This is a genomic window from Streptomyces sp. BF23-19 (assembly GCF_041106355.1).
In the GTDB taxonomy this organism is placed as follows: domain Bacteria; phylum Actinomycetota; class Actinomycetes; order Streptomycetales; family Streptomycetaceae; genus Streptomyces; species Streptomyces virginiae_A.
Genome location: NZ_JBGBPT010000001.1, coordinates 166391 through 192009 on the forward strand (window position 1 = coordinate 166391; position 25619 = coordinate 192009).

A 25619-nucleotide genomic window follows, 5' to 3' on the forward strand; every position below is an offset into this window, starting at 1 on the left:
CCCCTCTACGAGAGCATGGGGCCGTGAACGCGGGTTCCGGCAGAAGGTGCCCGCCCCCGACGGCGTAGGGAGGCATCCGTGCGGAAGCCGGCGATCATCGAGGCGCCGTCCGTCCTTGGGCTACGGCCCTCCGGCGTCCAGGACATGCCGACGGCCCTCCTCGATGCCGGTCTGGCCGAGCGACTCGGGGCCGTACGGGCCGGCAGGGTCGAGGCTCCACCGTATGACCCGAGGCGGGACGAGACCACAGGGATCCTCAACCCGCTCGGCATCGCGCGGTATGCCGTCGCCCTGGCCGACGCCGTCGGCTCCGTCCTGGACAACGGCCTCTTCCCCGTGGTCCTCGGCGGCGACTGCAGCATCCTGCTCGGCAACCTCCTCTGCCTGCGCCGCCGCGGACGCCACGGCCTGCTGTTCCTCGACGGCCACACCGACTTCTACCAGCCGGCAGCGGAGCCGACAGGCGAGGCGGCCTCGATGGAACTCGCCCTGGCCACCGGCCGTGGCCCCCGACTGCTCACCGACCTGGAAGGCCGCGGGCCCCTGCTGCGCGACGAGGACATCGTCGCGTTCGGCTTCCGCGACACGTCCGAGTCCACCGAAGCCGGAATGCAGCCACTACCCCCGCGACTTCGCACCATCGACCTTCACGGTGTGCGGGCGGTCGGCGCCGCTGCGGCGGCCCGCCGAGCGATCGACCATCTCGGCAACGACGAGAGCGCCGGATACTGGGTTCACCTCGACGTCGATGTCCTCGACGACGCGCTCATGCCGGCCGTCGACTACCGCATCCCGGGCGGGCTGACGTGGTCGGAACTGGAGAGCGTGCTGCGGATCGCGCTGGCCGACGAACGAGCTGTCGGCCTCGATGTCACCATCTTCAACCCCCGCCTCGATCCGGCCGCGACACTGGCCGCCCGCCTTGCCGAGTGCCTGAGCCGAGGGATGCGGCAATGACGCCGCCGGGGCGCATGTCTCGGTGCCTGGTCTTTTCGAGCCCGGCCGGGACGCGCAAGCCGTGGGGAGTGCCGACGGTGAGGAGACCGTCAGAATAGGTCAGGGCAAGTACGGGATGGTCGTGGCGGCCGGCCGTGTTTCGGCGGCGGCTCGCATGTCAGAGTTCTCCATGGGGTCGTCGCGCAGCGCCGTGATCCGCTCCAGGGCTTCGCGCCCGTACGGAGCCCAGCCCCCGCCCCCGTTGCCGGTGGTCATCGTGTGCCGCCGGTCGCGGACCACGTACGGGATCTTGAGACCGCGAGTAGCCCATGGCAGGCTCATGCCGCATGATCGATGAATTCGCGAAGGACAACCTGCACGGGAGACTGCGGCGGGACCGCAAGGCGCTGCTCTGGAAACTCGACGGCTTGTCCGAATACGACGCCCGCCGGCCTTTGACGGCGACCGGGACCAACCTCCTCGGCCTGGTCAAACACGTGGCCACCGTCGAGGCCAGGTACTTCGGCGAGGTCTTCGGCCGCCCTTCCCCGGAACCGCTGCCCCGGTGGCAGGATGCCGACGGCAGCGACCTGTGGGCGACCGAGGACGAGACCCGCGATCAGATCATCGGGTTCTACCGGCGCACGTGGGAACACTCGGACGCGACGATCAACGAGCTTCCCCTCGACGCCCCCGGCCACGTGCCGTGGTGGCCGGAGCCTTATCCCGACACGAACCTGTTCGCCGTCATGGTCCATGTCCTCGGCGAGTCCATCCGGCACGCCGGGCAGGCCGATATCCTGCGCGAGGGCCTCGACGGCCGGACCGGGTTGCGCGCCGAACACGAGAAGCAGATCGACGAGGAAGCCCGTGCGGCCCACTGCGCGAAGATCGAGCAGGCCGCCAGGGCGGCCGCACCGGTCAAGGCCTGACGGTTGCCTCACGTGACGTGATGTTCGTGCGACATGACGCCGGTCCCGGGTGCTGATCCATCGAAGCGTCCGGTTCCTGATGAACTCCGGCAGCCGGCCGCCCCGTTGCTGCCGTCGTCCGCTCGAAGAACCCGGCCCGCCGTGATCTGAGGGCGGACGGGCCGGGGCGCGGCGGGCGGGGACCGCCGTGTCGCCCTTGAGGGCGACCAGTGCGGAACTATCCCGTGCTGCGCGGCGGTAGCCGCCGGGTGATCCGGTCGAACAAGTCCGTCAGCGGCTCGCTGATGTCCTGGCCGAAGTCGGTCAACCCGTAGGTGACCTGAGGGGGCGTCGTCGGCTCGACCTCCCGCCGGACCAGGCCGTCCTGGACCAACGCGCGCAGGGTCTGAGCGAGCATCTTCTCGCTGATGCCCTGGATGCCGTCGCGCAGTTCGTAGAACCGAAGGTCGTCGCTCCGCAAGGAGATCAGAATCCAGACGCCCCACCTGCTGGTCACATGGTCGACCACGTCTCGCGCGGGGCAGTCGGTGTGAAACACCTCACGCCCATGGTTCGTCGCGACTCGTTTCAGCTGCGCACCTTCCCTCATGTCAGGAGCTTACCTCTGGGTATGTCCTTACGGAAAGTAAGCCCGGCTCCTAGCGTCTGACACCGCAGTGCACGACGAATCAGGAGCTGAACATGATCGTGGTAACCGGGGCTACCGGCAATGTGGGCCGACCCTTGACGCGGGCCCTGGCAGAGGCGGGCGAGCGGGTGACGGCGGTGTCGCGGCACCGGGCGGAGCTGCCGGAGGGGGTTCGGCACCTGTCGGCCGATCTGGCCGAACCGGCGGGCCTCACCGCTGCGTTGGCCGGGGCGAAGGCACTCTTCCTGCTGCTCTCCGGCGACCTGCACACCCCCGAAGCCAGGCCGGCCGACATCATCGGCCTGGCCGCGTCCTGTGGGGTCCGCCGGGTCGTCCTGCTGTCTTCGCAGGGCGTGGCGACCAGGCCGCTCGGCCCGTCGCGGGTCGCGATGCGCGCAGTGGAGGACGCGTTGCGGGACTCCGGAATGGACTGGGCCGTCCTGCGGCCGGGAGGGTTCGCTTCCAACGCCTTTGCCTGGGCGGAGTCCGTCCGTACGCGAGGGACGGTCGCCGCGCCCTTCGGCGATGTGGGGGTCCCGGTCGTCGATCCGGCGGACATCGCCGAGGTCGCCGCGGCCTGCCTGCTGGACGATCAGCACATCGGCGGGGTGTACGAGTTGACCGGGCCGGAGGTGATCACGCCGCGTCAGCAGGCGGACGCGATCGCCGCCGCGCTCGACTCGCCCGTACGGTTCCACGAACTCACCCGCGCCGAGGCCAAGGCCGGCATGACCCGGTTCGTACCGATCGAACTCGCCGACGACACCCTGGACATCATCTCCGCCCCGAACCCGGCCGAGCTGCGGATCAGCCCGGATGTGGAACGAGTCGTCGGTCGTGGCCCGCACTCGTTCCACGACTGGGTCGCCCGCAATGTCGCCGCGTTCCGCTGAGGCGCGACTCCACCGAACCGCTCGCCCGTGAAGCGGAACACGGGAGCCGGTCACGCGCCGCGCTCGGCGAGGTTCACCGGGTCGACGCGTGGCGGCGGACTCGAACGGCCGCCGATAGGGTCGACGGCGAACACGAGGGCGGGGAGTACGAGGTGGACATGAGGATGCATCGTCCGGGGCGGCCGGAGGACCTGCCGGATGCGGGAGTGCTGTGGGCGCGCTGGGCCGCGCTGGCCGTGGCGACCTGGAACGCCGAGGAGGAGCAGGAGCGCTTCCGGCACGGGTACTGGCTCGGGGACGGCGACCACGACCTGCGATACGACGACGGCGCCTGCAGCCGGTGGGTGTTGATCCGGGCCGGGGGCGACCGCGCCGTTCTCTTCGGGCAGGACGATGCCGGCAAGGTCGGGCGGTACCGGCCGCCGATCGATGTCCTGGCCGGGGCACCCGAGTGGGTGCGGACTGAACGCCTGCACGACCTGTTGGCGCGCGGAAGGGTCGAGTGCGTCTACTGGTTCGAGGACGGCTCTTGGCACCGTGCGCCGTACCCCGACGACCTTCACGACGACGGGCTGGACTGCGGGATCGGCCATCTGACCTCGCGTGACCGCGCCGTCGAAGCGATCTGTGCCCTGTTCGAGTTCGACGACGACTGCGAAGGCGCCGTGGAGGCGTGCGAGCGGTTCTTCGCGCACGCGGAGCGGGGCACGGTCACCGGCGAGGTCGTACGGGCCTTCGCCGATGAGGTCTTCCGGATCCGGACCGCGTACGAACTGCTCTGGCCGAAGGCGCCGACGGCCCGTTCGGAGACGGACCTTGCCGCGATGACCGCGCTCGTGCGCTGGAGATGACGCCGTGGCCCGGCAGCCCCGATCCGGCCGCTCGGTCGGTGGCCGAGCCGTACGCGGAAGCCCCGCCCCTCGCACGGTCGGTGGTACGCGCGGGTGAGGGACGGGGCTACCGGAGCCGATGTCAGGCCGTGGCCGGGGCGCCGGTCTCGGAGGTTTCGGCGGGGGCCGCGGCGCCGGCCTCGGCCTCGGGGCGCGGGATGCGGTGCAGCCCCTTGCGGTCGTAGAGGCGGGTGACGGCGAAGCCGAAGACCAGCGCGGCGACGAGGGCGACACCCATCGAGGCCCAGGCCCGGGTCAGCCCCGCGTCGGCCTGGGCTCCGTAGTAGAGCAGGGAGCGCAGGCCCTCGGTGATCTGGCGCAGCGGCTCGAACTCGGCGAGGGCGCGGAAGAACCCGGGCAGCGCCTGGACGGGCACGGTGGCGCCCGAGGTGGGTACGGCCATCGCGACGAAGACGATGGTGGCCAGCAGCATGCCGGGCGTACCGAAGGCGGCGAACAGGGCCAGGCTTCCGATGCCCACCACGGCGATGGTGGCTACCGAGTAGAGCCACAGCAGGCCCAGGTGGGAGGCGTCCATGTCGAGGATGCCGACCGTGGCGACCTCGACCAGGGTGCCCATCACCAGGGACAGGCCGAGCATGAGCGCGATGCCGATGGCCAGGGTGCGGACGCGGCTGGTGTGCTGCACGGGTTCGCGCTTGCGGACGGGGCCGAAGTCGGTGTGCAGGTAGCCGAGCGCGGTGTCGACCTGGGAGTTGACCACGTTGGCGCCGAGCATGCCGCAGACGACCAGGACCAGTGCGTAGTAGAAGGCGCTCAGCCCCATGGCGCTGCGGGCGCCGACGGGGTGGCCGTCGGCGACGGTCACGGTCACCGGGTCGGCCAGCTTCAGCTGCGCGGCCGTCGGGAGCGGGGTCTTCTGGGCGCCGGCCTGCTTGAGGAGCTCCTGGCCGAGCTGGGCGGAGGCGGCGTGGGCGGCCTTCTGGGCGGCCTGGGAGGACATGGAGGAGCCGATGCTGCCCGCCGCCTGGTTGGTCAGCACGGTCAGGGTCGGCGGGGCGGCCTGGCCCTGCGGCGCGGGCTGCGGGGCGGTGAGGGCGGCCACCGTCGCGGAGTAGTCGGCGGGTATGACGAGGGCGCCGAAGACCTTGCCCCGGCCCAGCCGCTTGTCGGCCTCCTCGCGGCTGACGACCTGCCAGTCGATGCTCTTGTCACCCTTGGCGGCCTTCTGGATGCCGGAGACGATCTGCTCGCCCAGGTTGACGTGGCGGCCGTTGACATCCGCTCCGCTGTCGGTGTTGACCAGGGCCACGGGCAGGTCGCGCAGGTTGCCCTTGGGGTTGACGTTGCCACCCACGTAGAGCAGGGCGAACAGCATCGAGACCGCTGCGGCGATGAGTCCCGTCCCGATCCACAGCTGGGGTCGGCGGAGCACGGAGGGGGGCGTGGGATGAGGCATCGATTCTCCGGTGCGGCTGCGTTCCTGGGGTTGGATACTTATGGTATCCAGTTACTGGATAGTGGCAGTATCTTGCTGTGGTGTCCAATCGCCGATGCCGGATACCGGACCGCATGACCAGCAGGGAAGCCGTATGAAGATCTCGGAGCTCAGCCGGCGGACCGGCGTGCCGGTCGCCAGCATCAAGTACTTCCTGCGGCAGGGACTGCTGCCCGTGGGGCGGGCGACGGCCGCGACCCTCGCCGAGTACGGGGAGGAGCACGCCCAGCGGCTGCGGCTGATCAAGGCGCTGACCACGCTCGGCGGCCTGTCCATCGCCGCGACCCGTGAGGTGCTCGGGGCCGTCGACCAGGCCCACAGCTCGGAGAGCGCCCTCGGAGCGGTCAGCTACGCGCTCCCGGTGCCGGTGGCGGCCCAGGGGGCCGCAGGCCAGGAGGCCGAGGCGGAGGCGGAGACCGCGGCCGACGCGACCGCCGGTGCCGAGGTGGCCGAGCTCCTCGCGGACCTGGACTGGCAGGCACCCAGCAGCTCACCGCACGTGCAGGGGCTGACGGTGGCGCTGGAGGAGTTGCGCCGACTGGACGCCCAGTACGCCCCGGGCGAGCTCGCCGCCTACGCCGAGCTCGCGGAATCCGTGGCCCGGCTGGACCTGGAACGCGCGGCCGGCCTGGACGACCCGGTGGCTCTGGCCGAGCGGGCCGTCATCGTCTTCGCGATCTGCGCCCCCGTGTTCGAGCTGCTGCGGCGGCTCGCGCAGGAGGACCAGGTCAGGCGCCGGGTCGCCGATGCCGGCGCCGGCCGGGGCGGGCGTGACGACACGCTTCCGTAGCGTGCGCGTCGGCCCACGACGTTGGTGCTGCCGGCTACCGGATCCCGTCGCGTCGGGCTCCGGGGAGCACCGTGACCTGGGGGATCCCGGTGCCCGGATGCGGGGACACCTCCGCCTCGACCCGGTAGATCTCGGCCAGCAGGTCCCGGGTGAGGACCTCCTGCGGTGTTCCGGTCGCGACCGTGCGGCCGCCGTCCAGCACGCAGATCCGGTCGCAGAAGGACGCGGCGAGGTTGAGGTCGTGCAGGGCGATCACGGCGGTGACCCCCACCCTGCGGACGAGCCGGAGCGCGTCCAGCTGATGGCGCAGGTCCAGGTGGTTCGTCGGCTCGTCCAGGACCATGGTCCCGGTGCGCTGGGCCAGTGCGCGGGCGATCAGGACCCGTTGCTTCTCCCCGCCCGAGAGGCGGTCGAACGGGGCGTGCGCCAGGGCGGCGACGTCGAGCTCCTCCAGCGAGTCCATGATGATCGCGCGGTCCTCGGCGTCGTCGCCCGCGAAGGCGCGCTTGTGCGGGGTGCGTCCCATGGCCACCACGTCGTGGACGGTGAGCTCGAAGTCGCCCGTGGACTCCTGCAGTACGGCCGCGAGGCGCTGCGCGAGGCGTTTGCCGGGCATCCGCCACACGTCCTCGCCGTCGAGCAGGACCCGTCCGGAGGTGGGGCGCAGCGCACGGTAGACGGTGCGCAACAGGGTGGACTTGCCGGCGCCGTTGGGGCCGACGAGGCCCAGCACCTCGCCGGGTGCCACGTGCAGGGAGACGCGGTCGACCAGGGTCCGGCCGTTCACCACGACGCTGACGTCCTCGGCGTCGAGGGCGCCGGGCTCGGGTGTCGGGCGGTGGGTCATCGTGCCGCCTTCCGTCGCATCAGCCAGAGGAAGAACGGGCCGCCGACCAGGGCGGTGAGGATGCCGACGGGTATCTCCTCCGGGCTCATGAGGGTGCGCGCCCCCAGGTCGGCGGCGATCAGGAAGCTCGCCCCCATCAGGGCGGCGGCGGGGAGCGCGCGGCGGTGGTCGGCTCCGACCAGCAGGCGCACCACGTGCGGCATGATCAGTCCGACGAAGCCGATCTGGCCGCTGACGGCGACGATGGTGCCGATCATCAGGGCGACCAGGGTGAACAGGGCGCCGCGGAAGCGGTGGACGTCCAGTCCGAGCGCCGCGGCGGCCTCCTCCCCGGCCAGCAGCAGGTTGAGGGAACGGCACACCCCGAGCAGGACGGCCGTGCCGAGGAGTACGGCGCCGACGGGGATCCATACCGTCGTCCAGGTGGTGCCGGCCAGCCCGCCGAGCATCCAGCGCAGGGCCGACTGAGTCTTCTGCGGGTCGTTGGAGGTGACGATCATCAGGCTGGCCACCGCCGAGAGGACCTCGGCCATGGCCACGCCCGCCAGCACCAGCCGTACGGTGGTCATCCGTCCGCCGGAGCGTGCCAGGAAGTACACCGCGACGAGCGCGGCCAGGGCTCCGCAGAATGCCGCCAGGGGCAGGGAGAACATCCCGAACACGCTCACGTGGAACACGAGGACCAGGACCGCGCCGACCGACGCGCCCGAGGAGATCCCCAGCATCATCGGGTCGGCCAGCGGGTTGCGGACCAGGGCCTGCAGCGCCATCCCCGACACCGACAGGCCCGCGCCCACCACACCGGCCAGCAGTACGCGGGGGAGCCGGACGTCGAGGACGATCGTCTCTCGGACCGGCGTCCAGGTCGGGTCGGCGAGGACCGGGTGGATCCGGTGCAGCAGGATGCCCCAGACCTGGTCGGCCGGGACGCCGATCGATCCGACCGCGATGCCGGCCGTCGCCGTCGCCGCCAGCAGGACTCCCAGTGCGGTGAGCAGCAGGGCGTAGGGAACGGCCCGGCGGCGGGTCGCGGCGGACGCCGGGGTTCTCGCCGGGGCGAGGACCGCCTCACCCGCTTCGGTCGACTCCGTCACCGGAAACGGTCCGGGTGGATCTGGCGGGCCAGCGACTCCACGGCCGCCGGGACGCGGACCCCGAGCACGGTCGACGACAGCGGCAGTACCGCGAACCGCTCGTTCCTGATCGCGGGGACGTCCTTGAGGGCGGGGTTGGCGAGGAGGAACTTCTTCTTGTCCTCGACGGGCCGGTCGCCGTAGTCGTAGATGACGATGACCTCGGGGGCGCGCTCGGCCAGCTGCTCGAACGACACGTCACCGAAGGCCTTGTCCACGTCGGCGAAGAGATTGACCCCACCGGCCTTCTTGATCAGCTCGTTGCCGATGCCCTTGCCGCCGGCGGTGAAGGCCGTCTTGTCCCCGCTGTCGTAGACGAAGAGCTCGGTCGGGGTGACGCCGGCCAGTCTGCCGTCCACCTGGTCGAGGGTGCCGTGCAGCTGGTTCACCTGCTGCTCGCCCCGCTCCGGAACGCCGAAGATCTTGGCGACGGTGCGGATCTCCTCGTCGATGGTGGCCATGGTCACCGGCCCGGCCGGACAATCCTCGATGTTGAGGTGGGTGTTGATGCCGGCCTTGGTGAAGGTAGGACGGCTGCGGCCGTCCTTCTCGTCGAAGGTGGAGGCGAACCCGCCGTAGACGAAGTCCGGTTCGGCGGCCAGCAGCGTCTCGAAGGACGGGTACTCCTTGGAGAGCACCTTCACCGAGTCGAAGGCGGCCTGGTACTCGGGCAGGATCCTGTCGTCGAGGTAGCCGGTGCCCACCATCGACTTCTCCAGCCCGAGCGCCAGCATGACCTCCGTGGCGTGCTGGTTCAGGGACACGGCGCGCTGCGGCGGACGCCGGTAGGTGGTCTCCACCCCGCAGTTGGACACGGTGACGGGGAATCCCTCCGCCCCCGGTCCGGACGGGTCGCTGCGGTTCTGCGTTGCGCTGCCGCAGGCCGGTACGAGCAGTACGGCCGCCACGGCCAGGAGCGAGGACAGTGGGCGTATGCCCCTCATGCGGTGGGTCCTTACGTTGTCGGCGGGGTTCACGCGGAGACGGTGACCGGCGGGGCGGGGAGCGGGGTCAAGGAGGCGTACTCCAGGGGTGCGGACGGGTCGACGGACACGTTCAGCGGGGCCGGCTCGGCTCCGGAGCGGACCAGCAGGTCGCCGACGGCCGCGATCATGGCGCCGTTGTCCGTGCACAAGGTCAGGGGCGGCACGCGCAGTTCGATGCCCGCGGACGCGCATCGCCGTTCCGCGAGCGCCCTGACCCGCGAGTTCGCCGCGACGCCGCCGACCACGATCAGCGTCTTGACGTCGTGGTCGCGGCAGGCCGCGAGGGCCTTGCGGGTCAGTACGTCCGCCACGGCCTCCTGCAGGGCGGCCGCTCCGTCGGCGACCGGCGGCTCCTGACCGAGTTGGCGGTGCCTCTCGGCCCAGCGGGCCGCGGCCGTCTTCAGGCCGGAGAAGGAGAAGGCGTACGGGTCGTCCCCGGGCCGGGTGAGCGGGCGCGGGAAGGTCACGGCCTTCGGGTCGCCGTCGCGGGCGGCCCGGTCGATGGCCGGCCCGCCCGGATAGGGCAGGCCCAGGATCCGGGCGACCTTGTCGAAGCACTCGCCCGCCGCGTCGTCGAGGGTGTCCCCGAGGTGCAGGATCGGCTCGCGCACCAGATCGCGTACGAGCAGCAGCGAGGTGTGGCCGCCGGAGACGATCAGCACCACGCACGGCCGGGGCAGCGGACCGTGCTCCAAGGTGTCGGCGGCCACGTGCCCGGCCAGGTGATGCACGCCGTACAGGGGCACCCCGGCCGCGTACGCCAGCGTCTTCGCCCCGGCCAGGCCCACCTGCAGCGCGCCCGACAGGCCGGGCCCGGTGGTGACGGCGACCGCGTCGATCCGGCTCATCCTAAGTCCGGCCTGGTCGAGGGCCTGTCGGACGACCGGGTTGAAGGAGTGCAGGTGCGCGCGGGCCGCGATCTCCGGGACCACGCCGCCGAAGCGGGCGTGCTCCTCCATGCTCGACGCCACCACGTGCGCGAGCAGCTCGCCGTCCCGCACGATTCCCGCGCCGGTCTCGTCGCAGGACGACTCGATCCCCAGCACCACTGGTCCGCTCACTGCTCTCCACCCTCTGATGTGCATATTCCGCAACTGCAAACTATATGCAACAAGGGAAGGGTGTGGACCCGCCAGGAGCGTGTGCCGAGCCGGAAGCGGACCACCGTCAGCCGTGGGTGAGCCGGAAGGCCTCCGCCGGGTTCACCGGGGCGCCCGCCCCGACCCCGTGCAGGACGTGCGCCAGTACCTCCGCACCGCGTACGACGCGGGGGCCCGGGCGGTTGAAGTAGGCGGGCCCGTCCAGCACCCACACCTCACCCGCGCGCACCGCGGGCAGCTCCTGCCAGCCCGGCAGCGCGGTCAGCAGGTCCCGCTCGCGCAGGGTGCGTTCCGGGGCGAACCCGCAGGGCATGACCAGGAGTACGTCCGGGAGACGATGCGCATCCTCCGAGCCTAGGGGGTGTCTTGCCGGTCAGCGGTCAGCGGTCCGCGATCACCGGGTACGGAACGTGGGTGCGCAGGTCGGGGTCCACGGCGAGGATTCCGCCGGCCGGCGGACGGGCCCGCTGGGCGCAGTCCTGCCGTTCGCAGATCCGACAGCCCAGCCCGATGGGGGTGGTGGCGCGCGGGTCGTGCAGGGCGATGCCCTCCGCGTAGACCAGGCGCGGGGCGTGCCGCAGCTCGCAGCCCAGGGCGACGGCGAAGTCGGCCCGGGGCGCGTGGTGGCCGAAGCCGCCGCGCGTGACCGTGCGGGCGAGCCAGAAGTACTTCTTGCCGTCGGGCATCTCGGCCACCTGGGTGAGGATGCGGCCGGGGGAGGAGAAGGCCTCGTAGACGGTCCAGAGCGGGCAGGTGCCGCCGAGTCGGGAGAAGTGGAAGTCGGTGGCGGACTGACGCTTGGAGATGTTGCCCGCGCGGTCGGCCCGCAGGAAGGAGAAGGGGACTCCGCGGTTCCCGGTGCGCTGGAGGGTGGACAGGCGGTGGCAGACGGTCTCGAAGCCGACACCGAAGCGGGCCTGCAACAGCTCGATGTCGTAGCGGAGTCGCTCGGCCGCCGAGTGGAAGAGGGCGTACGGCATGAGGAGCGCGCCCGCGAAGTAGTTGGCGAGTCCGATCCGGGCGAGGCCGCGCGCCTGCGGCGAGGACAGGTCGGCCGCGTCGACCGCTCCGGTCAGCAGCGGGCCGTGCTCCAGCAGCGCGAGCTGCGTGGCCAGTTGGAAGGCGCGCTGTCCTTCGCCGAGCCAGGGGGAGAGCAGGAGCACGCCGCTGTCGGCGTCGAAGCGCCGCGCGTCGGCGGAGCGTTCCGGGCCCGCCTGGAGCACCTTGATGCCGTGCCGGGTCCAGAGGTGGCCCGTCAGCGCCTCCGCGGCGCGGCCGACCCGGCCGAGGCCGAGTGCTTCGGCGGTCCGCTCGGCCTGCGCTTCCAGGGCGGCGAAGTGGTTGTGGTGGGCGTAGAAGAAGTCCCTCACCTCGTCGTGGGGTTCGGCGGGCAACAGGCCGGCGGTGTCCTCGGGGGAGGCCAGGGCGACGACCCGCTCCGAGACGTCCCGGTAGCGCTGGTGGAGGGCGACGAGGGCCCGGGCCACCTCCGGGTGGTCGCGGGCCACGTCGGCTATCTCCTCCTGCGGGACCGGGACCGGGGTTCCGCACGCCTCGTCCAGGAGCGCCGCCCGCAGATCGGTGGCCAGACGTTCCTCGCCGGCCTCGGAGAAGAACTCCGGATCGACGCCGAAGACCTCGGCGATCCGCAGCAGCACCGGAGCGGTCAGCGGCCGCCGACTGTGTTCGATCTGGTTGAGGTAGCTGGTGGACAGGCCCAGGGCGCGGGCCAGTTCGACCTGGTTCATGCCCCGCTCACGGCGCAGCCTGCGCAGTTTCGCGTGCGCGTAGATCTTCCGTCCGGCAGGCCGTCCCATGGGGATCCCGTGCTCCTCTCAGCATCTCCTCGGCTGTGAAATTAGCATCCGCACCTTTCGCAGAATTCGCAGATTCGCAGCCTCGGCAGGGACGGATTACGCAGCGTGGACTCCTCGCACCGGCCCTCGCGGAGGGGAAGACTCGTCCTCGGAACACGCATCCGCCGCACGCCGCGAGGAGTCCCGTGATCGACCATCAGGTACATGTCCGTCCCAGCGCCGACCGCCTGCCCCGCGAGGAGCAGCTCGCCTGGAAGCTGGCGGCCGTGGCCACCGGCACCCAGGACGCACCGGACCTCGACCCCGAGGCCGCCGTGACGGCGGTCGACCGGATCATCGACAACGCCGCCGTCGCCGTCGCCGCCCTGCGCCGCCGCCCGGTCGCCGTCGCCCGGGCCCAGGCGCTCGGCCACCCGACCTCGTCCGGCGCGTCGGTCTTCGGCGTCGCCGCCGGGACCCGCGTGTCCCCGGAATGGGCGGCCTGGGCCAACGGCACGGCGGTGCGAGAGCTGGACTTCCACGACACCTACCTCGCCGCCGACTACTCCCACCCCGGGGACAACATCCCACCCCTGCTGGCCGTGGCCCAGCACACCGGGCGCTCCGGCGCCGACCTGCTGCGCGGCATCGTCGCCGCCTACGAGATCCACGTCGCCCTGGTGAAGGGCATCTGCCTGCACGCGCACCGCATCGACCACGTCACCCACCTCGGCGCCGCGACCGCCTGCGGCATCGGAGCGATGCTGCGACTGGACACCGACGTCGTGTACCAGGCGGTGCAGCAGGCGGTGCACACCACCACCTCGACCCGGCAGTCGCGCAAGGGCGAGATCTCCAGCTGGAAGGCGTTCGCGCCGGCCTTCGCCGGCAAGGCCGCCGTGGAAGCGGTGGACCGGGCCATGCGCGGCGAGGGGTCCCCCTCGCCGATCTACGAGGGGGAGGACGGCTTCCTCGCCTGGATGCTCGACGGCCCGGACGCCTCGTACACCGTGTCACTTCCCGGGCCCGGCGAGCCGCGCCGCGGGATCCTCGACACCTACACCAAGGAGCACTCCGCCGAGTACCAGGCTCAGGCGATCATCGATCTCGCCCGCACGCTGCGCGAGAAGGCCGGCCCCCTGGCGAAGGTCCGCTCGATCGTCCTGCACACCAGCCACCACACCCACCACGTCATCGGCTCCGGCTCCGGCGACCCGCAGAAGTACGATCCGGCCGCCGGCCGCGAGACCCTCGACCACTCGGTGCCCTACATCTTCGCCGTCGCACTGGAGGACGGCGGCTGGCACCACGAGCGCTCGTACGCCCCCGAGCGCGCCCGGCGGCCCGCCACGGTCGAGCTGTGGCGGAAGATCTCCACCGTCGAGGACCCCGAATGGACCCGGCGCTACCACGACCCGGACCCGTCCCGCCGGGCCTTCGGCGGCCGTGCCGTGATCACCTTCGAGGACGGCACCGTCGTCGAGGACCAGCTCGCCGTCGCCGACGCGCACCCCGCCGGAGCCCGCCCGTTCGACCGGTCCGGCTACACCGCCAAGTTCCGCACGCTGACCGAGGGGATCGTCAGCGGCGCGGCCCAGGAGCACTTCCTGCGGGCCGCGGACCGGCTGGCGGAGCTGGGCACCGCCGACCTGGCCGATCTCTTCCCCGCCGTCGACACCGACGCCGTCGCCACCGCCGACGCGCGCCTCCCGAAGGGCCTGTTCTGATGCTCCACACCCGCACCACCCCCGCGTCCCGTCGCCGATCGCTCTGCGAACAGCTCGCGTCCGGACGGCTGCTCAGGATCCCGGGCGCGATCAACCCGTACTCGGCCAAGCTCGTCCAGGAGGCGGGGTTCGACGCCGTGTACCTCTCGGGGGCCGTGCTCGCCGCCGACCTGGGCCTGCCCGACATCGGCCTGACCACCTCCACCGAGATCGCCGCCCGCGCCCAGCAGTTCACCCGCGTCACGGACCTGCCCGCCCTCGTAGACGCCGACACCGGCTTCGGCGAACCGATGAACGCCGCCCGTACCGTCCAGCTCATGGAGGACGCGGGGCTCGCCGGCCTCCATCTGGAGGACCAGGTCGACCCGAAGCGGTGCGGCCACCTCGACGGCAAGGGCGTCGTACCGCGCGAGGAGATGGGTCGTCGGCTCCGTGCCGCCGTCGACGCCCGCCGCGATCCCGACTTCCTCCTCATGGCCCGCACGGACGCCCGGGCCGTCGAAGGCCTCGCCGCCGCGATCGACCGCGCCAAGGCGTACGTGGACGCGGGCGCCGACGCCGTCTTTCCCGAAGCCCTCGCGGACGAAGCCGAGTTCGAGGCGTTCCGCAAGGCGGTCGACGTCCCCCTCCTCGCGAACATGACGGAATTCGGCAAGAGCCGCCTGCTCGACGCACGCACCCTGGAGAACCTCGGCTACAACATCGCCCTGTACCCCGTCACCCTCTTCCGCCTCGCCATGGGCGCCGTCGAGGACGGCCTGCGCACCCTCGCCGCCGAGGGCACCCAGGAGTCACTGCTGCCCCGCATGCACACCCGCCCCGACCCGCACCGGAGGCCACCCATGACCGTCACCACGCCCGAGATCCACCGCGGTCTCACCGGCGTCGTCGTCGACACCACCGCCATCTCCACCGTCATCGAGGAGACCAACTCCCTCACCTACCGGGGCTACCCGGTCCAGGACCTGGCCGCCCGCCGCTCCTTCGAGGAGGTCGCGTACCTCCTGTGGTACGGCGAACTCCCGGACGCGGACCAACTGCGCGAGTTCCAGGCCCGCGAGCGCGCCCTGCGCCCCCTGGACCGGACCACCACCGAACTGCTCGCCCGGCTGCCCGAGACCTGCCACCCGATGGACGTCCTGCGCACCGCCGTCAGTGTCTTCGGCTCGCAGGACCCCACCGAGGACGACGGAAGCGCCGAGGCCAACCGCACCAAATCCCTCGCACTGCTCGCGAAATTGCCGGTCGTGGTCGCGGCGGACCACCGCCGACGGCACGGGCTCGCCGCCGTCCAGCCCGACCCGTCGCTCGGATACGCCGAGAACTTCTTCCGGATGTGCTTCGGCGAAGTGCCGGCCCCTGAGGTCGTCCGGTGCTTCGAGATCTCGCTCATCCTGTACGCGGAGCACAGCTTCAACGCCTCGACCTTCACCGCGCGGGTGGTCACCTCCACCCTCTCCGACCTCTACAGCGCGGTCACCGCGGCCATCGGCGCCCTCAAGGGTCCGCTCCACGGCGGCGCCAACGAGGCCGTGATGCACATGCTCGGCGAGATCGGCGACCCGGAGCGGGCCGGGGAGTGGCTGGACGAGGCGCTGGCCGCCCGCAGGAAGATCATGGGCTTCGGGCACCGCGTCTACCGGAACGGCGACTCCCGCGTACCGATCATGCAGGAGGCCACCGACCGCCTCGTCGCCCGGGCCGCCGACCCCGACACGACCCGGCTCGCCACCCTGCACGCCGCGCTCCGGCACGCCATGATCAGTCGCACGGGCATCCACCCGAACCTCGACTACCCCGCCGGGCTGGCGTACCACCTGATGGGGTTCGACATCCCGGCCTTCACCCCGCTCTTCGTGATGAGCCGGATCACCGGCTGGACGGCCCACATCACCGAACAACTGGAGCACAACGCCCTGATCCGCCCCCTCGGCTCCTACACCGGCCCCGCCACCCGCCGCCTCCCGGCCTGATCGGCCGGACACCACCCCCTGGGCCGTCCGCGGCACCGCGTCAGGCGTCGCGGCGCCAGGGGATCTCGGCCCACACCTGCTTGCCGCCACTGAGCGGCACCGAGCCCCAGGCCGCCGTCACCGCGTCGACGATGAGGAGCCCGCGGCCACCGGTCGACTCCCAGCTCACCCAGAGCGGCTTGACGGGGCTGCGCGGCGACGCGTCGTTCACGGCGATCCGCAGCCGGTCCGCCGACAGGGTCAGATCCATCCCCACCTCGCCCTGCGTGTGCGCGATGGCATTGGTGACCAGCTCGGACACGACCAGCAGGGCTTCGTCGAGCTGGTCCACCACTCCCCAGGACCGCAGGGTGCGCGCCGTGAAGCGGCGCGCGTGCAGGACCGCGTCGGGCAGCCGCCACACCGTCCAGTGGCTCCGTCTCGGCCGGTCGCCCTGGCCGTCGTAGCGCAGCAACAGCAACGCCACGTCGTCGTCGCGCCGGCCCACACCGCCGACCAACTCGTCGGCGACCGCTCCGACATCGACCGGGTCGGCCGCCGCGACCACGTCGCACACCCGTCGCATGCCCTCGTCCAGCGGTAGCCTCGCGGACTCGACCATGCCGTCCGTCAGCAGCACGAGCAGGGTGCCGGGGGCCAGCCCCACCTCGGTCATGGGGAATTCGGCTTCCGCGAGCACCCCCAGGGGAGGCCCGCCCTCGACCGCGACCTCCTCGGCGACGCCGTCGGGATGACGCAGGATCGGCGGCAGATGGCCGGCCCGGACGATCCTGGCGATGCCCTCCTCCATGTCCAGGTCCACGTACCCACAGGTGGCGAAGAGGTCGGTCTCCATCCCGACGAGCAGCCGGTTGGCCCGCGCGACCACCACATCGGGCGGGTGGCCCTCCACCGCGTAGGCCCTGACCGCCGTACGCATCTGGCCCATGATGGTGGCGGCTCCCGCGCTGTGCCCCTGGACGTCCCCGATCACGAAGGCCACATGACCGTCGCGAAGCGGAATGACGTCGTACCAGTCGCCGCCGACCTCGAGTCCGGCGGTCGCGGGCAGGTAGCGGGCGACAGCGATCCCGCCCGGCAGCTCCGGGAGCTTACGGGGCAGCAGACTGCGCTGGAGCATGGTGGCGAGTTCGTGGCCCGCGTCCAGCGCGTGGGCGCGCACCAGCGCCTGCCCGACCAGCCCCGCGGCCGCGGTCAGCAGCGACCGCTCCTCCGGACCGAACCGGTGCTCCGCGTCCCACCCCACCAGACACACCCCGACCATCCGGCCGTCGGCGGGCAGCGGCAGCACCGCGAGACCACCGGGCCCGACGCCCAGCAGTCCGGGTTCCAGATCCGCCCCCGGCGGCCACAGGCTCAGATGCCCCCCGCGCAGGGCGCTCTGCAGGGTGGGCAGGCCGCTCCGTGCGACGTCGGGCCACTCCGACCGCCACTCCGAGCGCCAGACCTCGGGCCAGGCATCGGGCTCCGGCGGATCGAGGGAGGTGACGATGAGCCGCTCCGGCTCCAGTTCGCCGACGGCGACCCGGGAGGCGCCCAGCGGCTCGCGCAGGGCGGCGACCGCCAGCCGGCTGACCTCCCGGACGGTCGCCGCTCCCGCCAGGGTCGCCGACAGCCGCTGCACGAGGGAGACCTCGTCGGCGCTGGGGCGCAGATACGTGGCATCGGCCACCACGCCCAGGACACGCTGCGGGGTGCCCTCGGAGTCCACCTCGACGCGGCAACGCAGCCCCAGCCAACGCAGCTCGCCGTTCGGCCGGCGGATCCGGAACGCCAGCTGCTGTCCGGCGGCGGCCAGCCGGTTCGGCTCCACGATCGCCATCAGCGCGGGCATGTCGTCGGGAACGGCACAGGCGAGCACGGTCTCCACCTGCCCGTCGAACTGATCGGGGGGCAGACCGAGCAGCTCCAGCACATGGGTGTGGGCCTGCATACGACCGGTGCTCAGTTCCAGGATGAACGCGCCGCCCTGGTCGGGCACCAGCGACTGGCCCAGATGGGACTGCGGGGCCTTGCGGCCGGCGAAGCGGGCGGCGACCGATTCGAGTCCCGTGGCCACCTGGTCGGCGTACAGCTCCAGCAGGCTGCGGTCGTCGGCGCTGAAGCCGCCGTCCCCGGCCTGCCCGGCGACGACCAGGCACCCGAGCTCCATGTCGTCGTATCCCAGGGGCAGCGCGCCCAGCGAGATCCGGGCCGGTGAGTTGGGGGCACTGTTCCCCACCCGGGTGGGGAAGTGGTGGGGGTCCTCCTCGATGAACGTGGCGAGTTCCTTGGGCGCCAGCCACAGCGGGCGGCCGGAGCGGAAGGCATTGGCGGCGGGCGAATGGCCGGCCACGGCGAGGATCGCCGGCAGCCCGTAGAGGACGCCGCGGTTACCGGTCAGCTCGGCCAGATGGAGTTCCCTGCCCTGGTCGGCGATCACGTAGACAGCGGCGAGCTCGGCCCCGCAGAAGGAGAAGCGATGGCTGGTCACTGTGCGTATCACCTCCTGCCGAGGGCATCTCGCCGACCGGCCTCTCTCCATGCTGTCGCGTCCTGGACCGTCCGGGCGAGTCCACGGGTACTACGTCGGCCCTCCGGTCGGCCGTGGCTCCTCGTCCTGGCACCGGTCGACGAGGACGACCGCCACGTCGTCGGCCAGGCGGTTCCGGGTGTGGCGCAGCAATGCCTGGTGCAGGCCCTTCAAGAACGCCTCCCGGGTGTGGTCGTGCATGGTCACCATGGCCTCGGCCAGGTCGAAGAAGGTCTTGTCCCCGTCGCGGGCCTCGATGACACCGTCGGTGTACAACAGCAGCCGATCCCCGGGTACGAACGGATAGCGGTCCGTCCGCCCGGGAGGACCGCCGAGAAATTCCTCGAGCCCGAGCGGCGGCAGGGGGGCGGTGGGCATCAGGGACCGGACGGCTCCGTCGTGCAGCAGCAGCGCGGGCGGATGGCCCCGGTTGATCATCTCGATGTGCCGGCCGTCGGGGATCTGGGCCACGAGCGCGGTGACGAACCCCTCCACGAGGGCTTCCGCACCACCGGCCGCACCCGACACGGCGGCGTCCCGGTGCAGGGCCGCTCCGCACCGGTCGACGACCTCCACCAGGTCGGCCTCGTAGTGCACGGCCTCCCGGAACGCGCCCAGCACGATCGCGGCGGCCCGGACCGCGGGCAGTCCCTTGCCCCGGACGTCCCCGACGATCATCCGGACCCCGTACCGGGTCTGGACCACGTCGTACAGATCGCCACCGATCTGCGCGCCGGTCTCGGCCGCCAGGTACATGCTGGCCGCCCGTACGGAGTGCAGCCGGTCCGGCACCGGCCGCAGGACGACCTCCTGGGCGGCCGTGGCGATCCGGCGGACCTGGTTGAGCTCGTTCTCCGTGCGGGTGCGCGCGGAGCGGCTCGTCAGGAAGCTCGCCACCGAGACCAGGAACAGGGCGAGGAAGTTCGTGTAGACCTGCTGGGTTCCCCAGGCACTGTTGTAGCTGGCGGTGGTCACGCTGACACCGACGGCCACCCCCGCCGCCGCGAGGGTGCCCTTGGGGCCCATCGTCACGGCCGCCAGAGCGGGTGTCGCGACCAACAGGGGGCCGGTGTACAGGACGTGCAGGGGCGTGAACTCGACGAGGAGCACCAGCAGGGCGATCGCGAAGGGCACGCACTCCGCCAAGACGAAAAGGACCTGGTGGTGGCCGTCGGCTCGCGGTCCAGGAGGCGAGCGCAAGGGCGCTCTCATGACTACAGACTGCCTTGCCCGGACCCGAGGCCGCCACTCCGGTCCACCGCTCCCGTGGACCCCCGGCCCCGGCCGCAGGCCTCCGCTCGCGCAGTGCGACGGATCTCGCCGGGGGCTCAGCCACGGACCGGTGTGAGGACCACGAAGTCGGCGTTCGCCGGGTCGAGGCAGACGGCGAGCCGGCCGACGCCTTCCGCGTCCTGCGGACCCATCTGCACACTCCCGCCGTTCTCGGTGACCGCGGCGACCGCGGCATCGCAGTCGCCGACGGCGAAGACGGGATGCCAGTACGGCCGCCCGTGCGCGAGGGCCAGGTGCTCCGCCGGGAGCTCCATGAGGCCACCGTGCATCCGCTCCTCGGGAAGTCCGGCGGGAGTGATGAGGGCGTACGTGCCGCCGCCGCCGGGCAGCGCCATGTCGCTGAACCGCCAGCCGAAGACGCCGCCGTAGAACTCCTTCGCGGCGGCGGCGTCCGTCGTGTACAGCTCGGTCCAGCACAGCGAGCCCGGCGCGTCCACCAGCTCGACGCCCTTGTTCCTGCCCGGCTGCCAGACGGCGAACTGTCCCCCCAGGGGGTCGCTGTACTGCGCCATCCGGCCCCACTCGTCGAGGTCCCGCGGAGCCACCCGAACGGTGCCGCCCGCGCGTTCCACCGCCTGGGTGGTGGTGTCCGCGTCGGTGACGCTGTGATAGATCATCCAGGCCGGGCGGGCGCCCTCCTCGGTGAGCTTGCCGAGCCCGGCGACGACCTTTCCGTCCTTCCGGAACATCCCGCCTTCCACGTCCTCGCCCTCGCCCATGGACTCGTAGTCCCAGCCGAGCACGGCGCCGTAGAAAGCCGCGGCCGCGCGGACGTCGGGCACGCCGAGGTCGAGCCAGCAGGGGGAGCCGGGGACGAAGTCAGTGGTGATCATGGGGTGGCCTTTCGCGGGTCCGGTACCGCCTCAGCCTGGCACCGGACCCTGCCCCTCGCGCGTCGACCGTGCGCGCGGGCGCCGCCCTCGGCCGGCGACCAGGACGCGCGCTGTCACGGCCCGGTGCGGCGCCTGCGCAGGACCGCTGTCCCGGCCAGGGCCGTCACCGCCGCGAGGAACGCGGCCGACAAGCCGTAGAGCATCGGGGCACCCACATGGAGCCGGTCCGGCGTGACGGCGCCGGCGGCGACGACGGCGGCGGGCGGTGCCGCGGGCGGCGACGCCGGGGGAGCCAGTGATCCGACCGGGTCCACATGTCCCGCCGCGGCGAATCCCCAGTCCAGCAGGGACCGCGCCTCCTCGTACACGGCGTTCGCACCGCCCCGCTGCGGGTTCATCACCGTCGCCAGCAGGGTACGGCCGTCCCGACGGGCGGCCGCGATCAGCGTGAAACCCGCCTGGGAGGTGTAGCCGTTCTTGACACCGATGATCCCCGGATACCGGCCCAGCCCGTCCTGACCGGTCACCAGCCGGTTGGTGTTCTCGATCCCGTACGTCCAGGTGGGACTGCCGTCGGTGTGGGTGCCGCCGGGGAATTGGGCGTCGGCGGTCGCCGCGTACTCGGCGAAGGCGGGGTCGGCGAGACCCGTACGGCCGAAGACGGCGAGATCGTAGGCCGAGGAGGCCTGGCCCTCCGCGTCGAAGCCGTCCGGGGAGACCACGGTCGTGTCCCGCGCGCCCAGGGCGGGGGCCTTGGCCTGCATCTGCGCCGACGTGACGTCCCAGCCGCCGTTCATCGCGGCCAGAACGTGCACGGCGTCGTTGCCCGAGCTGAGGAAGACGCCCCGCCACAGGTCGGCCACCCGGTAGGTGTGATCGGCGGTGAGACCGACCGTGCTGCTCCCCTCCGGTACCTCGTCCAGCTCGGCGTCGGTGACCGTGTGCCGGCCCGATCCGGGCAGGTGGGGCAGTGCGGTGAGGGCGAAGAGGGTCTTGAGGGTGCTGGCCGGGGGCAGCCGGCGGTGTGCGTCGTGGGCCGCGAGCACCGCACCCGTACCGACGTCCGCCACCAGCCACGACAGGGCGGACACGTCGTCCGGCAGCGCGGGCGCCCCCTGCCGCGCCCGGACATGGGTCCCGGGCCGGTGCAACAGCGAAGCGTCGACGGACGAGGCGGGTCGGGGCGGCAGCGGCTCGGCGTGCGTGGTGCCCGCGGCCGTCGGCACGAGGAGGGCCGACGCGCCGATGGCCAGAGCTGCCGCGCCCGCGCCGGTTCTGCGCCCTGAGGATCTGATGCTCATTCATCCAGCGTAGAAATGCAGCGGGTCGCGCGCAGCGAGGCGTACGCCGACCGGCGGTAGGCCGGATGCGTGCGGAAGGGACACCCTAGGCCTGGAAGGCCTTCCGTAGGAGCTCACCGAACTCGGCGGGGTGCGTCGTCAGTCCCGTGTGTCCGCCGGGGAAGTGCCGCAGTTCCGTGCCGAGGCGCTCGGCCAGGAAAGCCGCCGGACGGTAGGGCAGTTCGCCGCGGGAGTCCTGGCCGCAGGCGAGCACGAGCCGCTCCGACAGGGCCTCCAGCCGGCCGACGTCCGGGACGTAGGACATGAAGGCGGGGACGATACGGCCGACGAAGTACGGCAGGTCGGCCATCGTCCGCTCGGCTCGCGCCGCCGCCTGGGGCGGAAGGGCGACCTGGGCCGGCGGCCCGGGGGTGTCCCCGGCCTTCCGCAGGCCGGCGGCGAACACGGCCATCGCCGGCATGAGCCCCTGGGTGCGGAGCGTCTCCCCCACACGTGCGAGGAGCGCCCGGTGCTCGAGGACGTCCGGGAGGACCTCCACCCGCAGCGGCGCCCGGCCGGCCGCCGCTGACCGGCCGGGCGCCGCTCACCGGCCGTCCGTGGACGGGATGAGAGCGCGGCCGGTCGGGGCGGCCGCGCCGGGTCAGACGATGTCTTCGGCGATCTCCGCCTGCTCGCGGGCGTTGCCGTAGGCCGAGGGGGTGCCGTACGAGCGGCGTGCGACGTACCACCAGACGCTGGCCAGGACCAGAACCACCGCCAGGGCGATCACGGCGTAGTTCATCGAGTCGATGGTGACGGGGGACTTCTGGGGCAGGCAGAAGAGGACGGTGACGAGCCCCACCCAGACGACGGCGATCCAGCCGATCGGCTTGCTCCAGCGGCCCAGGTTCCAGGGGCCGGGCTCGAAGCGGTTGCCGGCGCGCAGGCGCAGGTAGATCGGGATGGCGTAGGCCGGGGTGATGCCGATGACGTTGATGGCGGTCACGGCCCCGTAGGCGGTGGCGGAGTACAGGGAGGGGAGGGCCAGTACGCCGGCGACGACGACGGAGAGCCAGACGGCCGGTACCGGGGTCTGGGTCCGGCCGCTGACCTTGCGCCACAGGGCCGATCCGGGGAGCGCGTTGTCACGGCTGAACGCGAAGACCATCCGGCTCGCGGCGGCGACCTCGGCGTTGCCGCAGAAGAGCTGCGCGACGATGACGACGAGGAGCAGGACGGTGGCGCCGCCGGAGCCCAGTGCGTCGATGAAGATCTGGGCGGGCGGGACGCCGGTGGCGCTGCCCTGGACCGCCGCGTAGTCCTGGATGGCGAAGGTGAGGCCGGCGAGCAGGGCGAAACCTGCGATCCAGGAGACCCAGATGGCGCGGACGATGCCCTTGGCGGCGGAGACGGAAGCGTCCCTGGTCTCCTCCGAGAGGTGCGCGGAGGCGTCGTAGCCGGAGAAGGTGTACTGGGCGAGCAGCAGGCCGACCGCCGCCACGTAGAACGGGTTGGCCCAGCCGGTGTCGTTGACGAACTCGGTGAAGACGAACGAGGCCGACTGGTGGTGGTCGGGGATGAAGGCCAGGGCGCCGACGATCACGGCGACACCGCCCAGGTGCCACCAGACGCTGATGGAGTTGAGCACGCTGACGAGGCGGACCCCGAAGAGGTTGAGCGCGGCGTGCAGCAACAGGATGCACAGGAAGATCAGGAACGTCGAGCCGGGGGTGGGCACGAACCCGAAGCGGAGGTTGAGGAAGGCGCCGGTGAACAGGGCGGCGCCGTAGTCGATGCCGGCGATGGCGCCGAGCAGGCCCAGCAGGTTCAGCCAGCCCGTGTACCAGCCCCAGCGGCGGCCGCCGAGCCGGTCGGCCATGTAGTAGAGCGCGCCGGAGGTGGGGTAGGCGCTGGTCACCTCGGCCAGGGCGAGACCCACGCAGAGGACGAAGAGGCCTACGCCGATCCAGCCCCACAGCATCACGGCCGGGCCGCCGGAGCCCATGCCGAAGCCGTACAGCGTCATGCATCCGGAGAGGACGGATATGACGGAGAAGCTGATGGCGAAGTTTCCGAATCCGCCCATCCGGCGGGCGAGGACGGGCTGGTAGCCGAGCTCCCTGAGGCGCTGTTCCTCGTCCTGCTGGGGTGGGGCCTTACGGTCCTGGCGGGCTGCCCAATCGGTTCTGGACACGGCGGTACCTCCGGGGGTCTGTGGAGCACGGGGACGGTGGAGCACGGGGGTGCGGGTGCGGCCTGGGTGGTGCGGGTGGAGCGAGCGGTCGGCGCCGTGGGGGAGGCGGCGGGGGTCAGTTCCGGCCGGCCAGGCTTCGGGACCTGGCCTGCAGGAACACCTCCTCGGCCAGGGCGCGGTCGGCCGGGTCACGGGTCCGGTGGGCCCACGGCAGGGTGGTCCAGTACGGGCCGATCGCGTCGAAGACCCGGGCCGCCTCGTCGAACTGGAGGGCTCCCCACAGGGCGTGGGCGAGCTGGTTCAGGTCGAGCGGGGAGGCGCGCGGCAGATCGGCGTGGTGGAACCAGGTGTCCAGGGCGTGCAGTGCGTCGCGGACGGCGTCCTCGGCGACCCAGTGCAGGTCCAGGGCCCGCTCCTGGCCGCGTTCGCGGCGGTAGCGTTCGACCCGTACGTAGAGCGGCAGGACGTGCACGGCGGATCCCGGGGGTGCGGAACCGGCCGCCCAGTGGACGAAGTTGGCGGCCTCGGAGAGCGGGCCGGGCGTGCCCGCGTACACGAACTGGAGCATGCGGTGGTAGGCCTCGCGGTTGTGCGGGTCGCGCTTGTCGACCTCCGCGAGGATCCCCCAGGGACCGGGGGGCAGCATCGGGCCCGGTGGCGGCACCCGGTGCTCGGCCATCTGGCGCTCCTCGTCGAGGAGGGCGAGGGCGAGCAGGCAGACCCAGGGCACGGGGTCGGCGGGGCTGATGCGGGCGGCCTCCCGGCAGGTCGACCACGCTTCCTGCCACAGCTCGCCGGTGCGGGGGTGTCCGGCGCGGTGGGCGCGGACCGCCCGTTCGACGCAGACGCGCGTGTGCATCACGAGTGCGGCGACACTGTGCGGTTCCTCGGCCCGCCAGGCCTGAACCACGTCGGAACCGGCGGCGACGGCGGCGAGCACCTGGGTGCGCTGGGTCCACAGGCCCCAGTCGTCGGTGCGTTCGAGTAAGCGCGCCATGGAGACCCAACGGCCGGTGCGCAGGTCCTGGGAGGCGGAACGCAGCTCCTTGTCGTGGCCGGCCGGGTGGTAGACGGGCCGGAAATCGCTGCCCGCCATCACCTCGTCCCGGTCGACGGGCGGCGGCGGCCCGGGTGGGCGCGTCCTGCGGTGGTCGTGATCATCAGTCCTCGGATCGCATGGAAGGTGGGTCCATCCGGCCGCCGGCTGCCGCGATGCAGCCGTGCCCGGTGCCAGGGATGCGTGAACCATGCGAGAACTGTTCGTCGAACCCCCGCCGTTGACCCACGGTCGATGTCGCTGCCCGTTGATCGGCGATCACTATATGGCGATCAGGAGCATACGCATCCAGATCCTTGTTCGAACGTAAGTATCAAGCCACGATCGACATATGAAGATGCGTCAGTGGCGAGCGGCGGC

General features: G+C 72.0%; 22 protein-coding genes and 2 pseudogenes. 8 read left to right on the forward strand and 16 right to left on the reverse strand.

What is annotated here, in order from left to right:
* Positions 1–78 precede the first annotated feature (78 nt).
* Positions 79–957, forward strand: coding sequence for an arginase family protein (locus tag AB8A24_RS00775; RefSeq protein WP_369474212.1), 879 nt, complete (start codon positions 79–81; stop codon positions 955–957).
* A gap of 99 nt (positions 958–1056) precedes the next feature.
* On the opposite strand, the gene AB8A24_RS00780 is transcribed toward AB8A24_RS00775, so the two are convergent.
* Positions 1057–1278, reverse strand: coding sequence for a hypothetical protein (locus AB8A24_RS00780; RefSeq protein ID WP_328960329.1), 222 nt, complete (start codon positions 1276–1278; stop codon positions 1057–1059).
* 5 nt (positions 1279–1283) lie between these two features.
* Between AB8A24_RS00780 and AB8A24_RS00785 the strand changes: the two genes are divergently transcribed.
* Positions 1284–1868 (forward strand): DinB family protein, encoded by a 585-nt coding sequence (locus AB8A24_RS00785; protein ID WP_328960328.1) that lies wholly within the window; start codon positions 1284–1286, stop codon positions 1866–1868.
* 217 nt (positions 1869–2085) lie between these two features.
* Here AB8A24_RS00785 and AB8A24_RS00790 read toward each other — a convergent pair whose 3' ends face one another.
* A complete protein-coding gene (locus AB8A24_RS00790; protein ID WP_328960327.1) occupies positions 2086–2457 on the reverse strand; it encodes a helix-turn-helix domain-containing protein in 372 nt (123 codons plus the stop codon).
* A 92-nt stretch (positions 2458–2549) separates the two neighbouring features.
* Between AB8A24_RS00790 and AB8A24_RS00795 the strand changes: the two genes are divergently transcribed.
* Both AB8A24_RS00795 and AB8A24_RS00800 read left to right on the forward strand, forming a co-directional pair.
* Positions 2550–3389 (forward strand): SDR family oxidoreductase, encoded by an 840-nt coding sequence (locus AB8A24_RS00795; protein ID WP_369474214.1) that lies wholly within the window; start codon positions 2550–2552, stop codon positions 3387–3389.
* 158 nt (positions 3390–3547) lie between these two features.
* On the forward strand, positions 3548–4240 hold the full coding sequence (locus tag AB8A24_RS00800; protein WP_369474216.1) for a hypothetical protein: 693 nt from the start codon (positions 3548–3550) through the stop codon (positions 4238–4240).
* A gap of 121 nt (positions 4241–4361) precedes the next feature.
* On the opposite strand, the gene AB8A24_RS00805 is transcribed toward AB8A24_RS00800, so the two are convergent.
* The gene (locus AB8A24_RS00805; RefSeq protein WP_369474218.1) at positions 4362–5699 is read right to left on the reverse strand and encodes a YhgE/Pip family protein; all 1338 of its coding nucleotides are present in this window, start codon (positions 5697–5699) and stop codon (positions 4362–4364) included.
* A 133-nt stretch (positions 5700–5832) separates the two neighbouring features.
* On the opposite strand from AB8A24_RS00805, the gene AB8A24_RS00810 reads away from it, so the two are divergent.
* Entirely contained in the window at positions 5833–6528 is a 696-nt protein-coding gene (locus AB8A24_RS00810; protein WP_369474220.1) for a MerR family transcriptional regulator, read from the forward strand.
* Between the two features lie 34 nt (positions 6529–6562).
* Here AB8A24_RS00810 and AB8A24_RS00815 read toward each other — a convergent pair whose 3' ends face one another.
* The 6 genes from AB8A24_RS00815 to AB8A24_RS00840 all read right to left on the reverse strand — a co-directional run bounded on the left by AB8A24_RS00815 (position 6563) and on the right by AB8A24_RS00840 (position 12411).
* Positions 6563–7375, reverse strand: coding sequence for an ABC transporter ATP-binding protein (locus AB8A24_RS00815; RefSeq protein WP_328960322.1), 813 nt, complete (start codon positions 7373–7375; stop codon positions 6563–6565).
* Positions 7372–8376 (reverse strand): iron ABC transporter permease, encoded by a 1005-nt coding sequence (locus AB8A24_RS00820; protein ID WP_328965776.1) that lies wholly within the window; start codon positions 8374–8376, stop codon positions 7372–7374. Before AB8A24_RS00820 ends, AB8A24_RS00815 begins: the two co-directional genes overlap by 4 nt.
* 89 nt (positions 8377–8465) lie before the next feature.
* Positions 8466–9452: an ABC transporter substrate-binding protein gene (locus AB8A24_RS00825; protein ID WP_328960321.1), complete on the reverse strand. Its 987-nt coding sequence runs from the start codon at positions 9450–9452 to the stop codon at positions 8466–8468.
* 29 nt (positions 9453–9481) lie between these two features.
* Positions 9482–10555 (reverse strand): tRNA (adenosine(37)-N6)-threonylcarbamoyltransferase complex transferase subunit TsaD, encoded by a 1074-nt coding sequence (gene tsaD / locus AB8A24_RS00830; protein WP_328960320.1) that lies wholly within the window; start codon positions 10553–10555, stop codon positions 9482–9484.
* A gap of 106 nt (positions 10556–10661) precedes the next feature.
* A complete protein-coding gene (locus AB8A24_RS00835; RefSeq protein WP_369474223.1) occupies positions 10662–10907 on the reverse strand; it encodes a hypothetical protein in 246 nt (81 codons plus the stop codon).
* A gap of 67 nt (positions 10908–10974) precedes the next feature.
* The gene (locus AB8A24_RS00840; protein ID WP_369474224.1) at positions 10975–12411 is read right to left on the reverse strand and encodes a short-chain fatty acyl-CoA regulator family protein; all 1437 of its coding nucleotides are present in this window, start codon (positions 12409–12411) and stop codon (positions 10975–10977) included.
* 185 nt (positions 12412–12596) lie between these two features.
* Here AB8A24_RS00840 and AB8A24_RS00845 point away from each other — a divergent pair, with 185 nt between their 5' ends.
* From AB8A24_RS00845 to AB8A24_RS00855, 3 genes and pseudogenes are all read left to right on the forward strand, one after another.
* Positions 12597–14117, forward strand: a complete 1521-nt coding sequence (locus AB8A24_RS00845; protein WP_328960317.1) for an MmgE/PrpD family protein — start codon at positions 12597–12599, stop codon at positions 14115–14117.
* Positions 14117–14935: pseudogene (gene prpB / locus AB8A24_RS00850) on the forward strand (methylisocitrate lyase); the annotation flags it as partial. The gene AB8A24_RS00845 and the pseudogene prpB, both read left to right, overlap by 1 nt.
* Positions 14936–14959: 24 nt before the next feature.
* Entirely contained in the window at positions 14960–16090 is a 1131-nt protein-coding gene (locus AB8A24_RS00855) for a bifunctional 2-methylcitrate synthase/citrate synthase (protein ID WP_369474310.1), read from the forward strand.
* 40 nt (positions 16091–16130) lie between these two features.
* Here AB8A24_RS00855 and AB8A24_RS00860 read toward each other — a convergent pair whose 3' ends face one another.
* From AB8A24_RS00860 to AB8A24_RS00890, 7 genes and pseudogenes are all read right to left on the reverse strand, one after another.
* On the reverse strand, positions 16131–18614 hold the full coding sequence (locus AB8A24_RS00860) for a SpoIIE family protein phosphatase (protein WP_328960314.1): 2484 nt from the start codon (positions 18612–18614) through the stop codon (positions 16131–16133).
* 39 nt (positions 18615–18653) lie between these two features.
* Positions 18654–19736, reverse strand: coding sequence for a PP2C family protein-serine/threonine phosphatase (locus AB8A24_RS00865; RefSeq protein WP_369474227.1), 1083 nt, complete (start codon positions 19734–19736; stop codon positions 18654–18656).
* A gap of 194 nt (positions 19737–19930) precedes the next feature.
* A complete protein-coding gene (locus AB8A24_RS00870) occupies positions 19931–20728 on the reverse strand; it encodes a VOC family protein (RefSeq protein WP_369474229.1) in 798 nt (265 codons plus the stop codon).
* Between the two features lie 113 nt (positions 20729–20841).
* A complete protein-coding gene (locus AB8A24_RS00875; protein ID WP_369474230.1) occupies positions 20842–22029 on the reverse strand; it encodes a D-alanyl-D-alanine carboxypeptidase family protein in 1188 nt (395 codons plus the stop codon).
* 85 nt (positions 22030–22114) lie between these two features.
* Positions 22115–22567 (reverse strand): annotated as a pseudogene (locus AB8A24_RS00880) (alpha/beta hydrolase); the annotation flags it as partial.
* Between the two features lie 102 nt (positions 22568–22669).
* A complete protein-coding gene (locus AB8A24_RS00885) occupies positions 22670–24202 on the reverse strand; it encodes an amino acid permease (protein ID WP_328960308.1) in 1533 nt (510 codons plus the stop codon).
* 115 nt (positions 24203–24317) lie between these two features.
* Positions 24318–25298 (reverse strand): hypothetical protein, encoded by a 981-nt coding sequence (locus tag AB8A24_RS00890; protein WP_369474232.1) that lies wholly within the window; start codon positions 25296–25298, stop codon positions 24318–24320.
* Between the last annotated feature and the right edge of the window lie 321 nt (positions 25299–25619).

Excerpts from the sequence above, each read along its gene's own strand:
- AB8A24_RS00780 (WP_328960329.1), bottom strand. The coding sequence starts at position 1,278 with ATGAGCCTGCCATGGGCTACTCGCGGTCTCAAGATCCCGTACGTGGTC.
- AB8A24_RS00805 (WP_369474218.1), bottom strand. The coding sequence starts at position 5,699 with ATGCCTCATCCCACGCCCCCCTCCGTGCTCCGCCGACCCCAGCTGTGG.
- AB8A24_RS00835 (WP_369474223.1), bottom strand. The coding sequence starts at position 10,907 with ATGCCCTGCGGGTTCGCCCCGGAACGCACCCTGCGCGAGCGGGACCTG.
- AB8A24_RS00825 (WP_328960321.1), bottom strand. The coding sequence starts at position 9,452 with ATGAGGGGCATACGCCCACTGTCCTCGCTCCTGGCCGTGGCGGCCGTA.
- AB8A24_RS00870 (WP_369474229.1), bottom strand. The coding sequence starts at position 20,728 with ATGATCACCACTGACTTCGTCCCCGGCTCCCCCTGCTGGCTCGACCTC.
- AB8A24_RS00860 (WP_328960314.1), bottom strand. The coding sequence starts at position 18,614 with ATGGAGAGAGGCCGGTCGGCGAGATGCCCTCGGCAGGAGGTGATACGC.
- AB8A24_RS00840 (WP_369474224.1), bottom strand. The coding sequence starts at position 12,411 with ATGGGACGGCCTGCCGGACGGAAGATCTACGCGCACGCGAAACTGCGC.
- AB8A24_RS00815 (WP_328960322.1), bottom strand. The coding sequence starts at position 7,375 with ATGACCCACCGCCCGACACCCGAGCCCGGCGCCCTCGACGCCGAGGAC.
- AB8A24_RS00790 (WP_328960327.1), bottom strand. The coding sequence starts at position 2,457 with ATGAGGGAAGGTGCGCAGCTGAAACGAGTCGCGACGAACCATGGGCGT.
- AB8A24_RS00875 (WP_369474230.1), bottom strand. The coding sequence starts at position 22,029 with ATGAGCATCAGATCCTCAGGGCGCAGAACCGGCGCGGGCGCGGCAGCT.
- AB8A24_RS00890 (WP_369474232.1), bottom strand. The coding sequence starts at position 25,298 with ATGGCGGGCAGCGATTTCCGGCCCGTCTACCACCCGGCCGGCCACGAC.
- AB8A24_RS00800 (WP_369474216.1), top strand. The coding sequence starts at position 3,548 with ATGAGGATGCATCGTCCGGGGCGGCCGGAGGACCTGCCGGATGCGGGA.
- AB8A24_RS00795 (WP_369474214.1), top strand. The coding sequence starts at position 2,550 with ATGATCGTGGTAACCGGGGCTACCGGCAATGTGGGCCGACCCTTGACG.
- AB8A24_RS00855 (WP_369474310.1), top strand. The coding sequence starts at position 14,960 with ATGACCGTCACCACGCCCGAGATCCACCGCGGTCTCACCGGCGTCGTC.
- AB8A24_RS00785 (WP_328960328.1), top strand. The coding sequence starts at position 1,284 with ATGATCGATGAATTCGCGAAGGACAACCTGCACGGGAGACTGCGGCGG.
- AB8A24_RS00810 (WP_369474220.1), top strand. The coding sequence starts at position 5,833 with ATGAAGATCTCGGAGCTCAGCCGGCGGACCGGCGTGCCGGTCGCCAGC.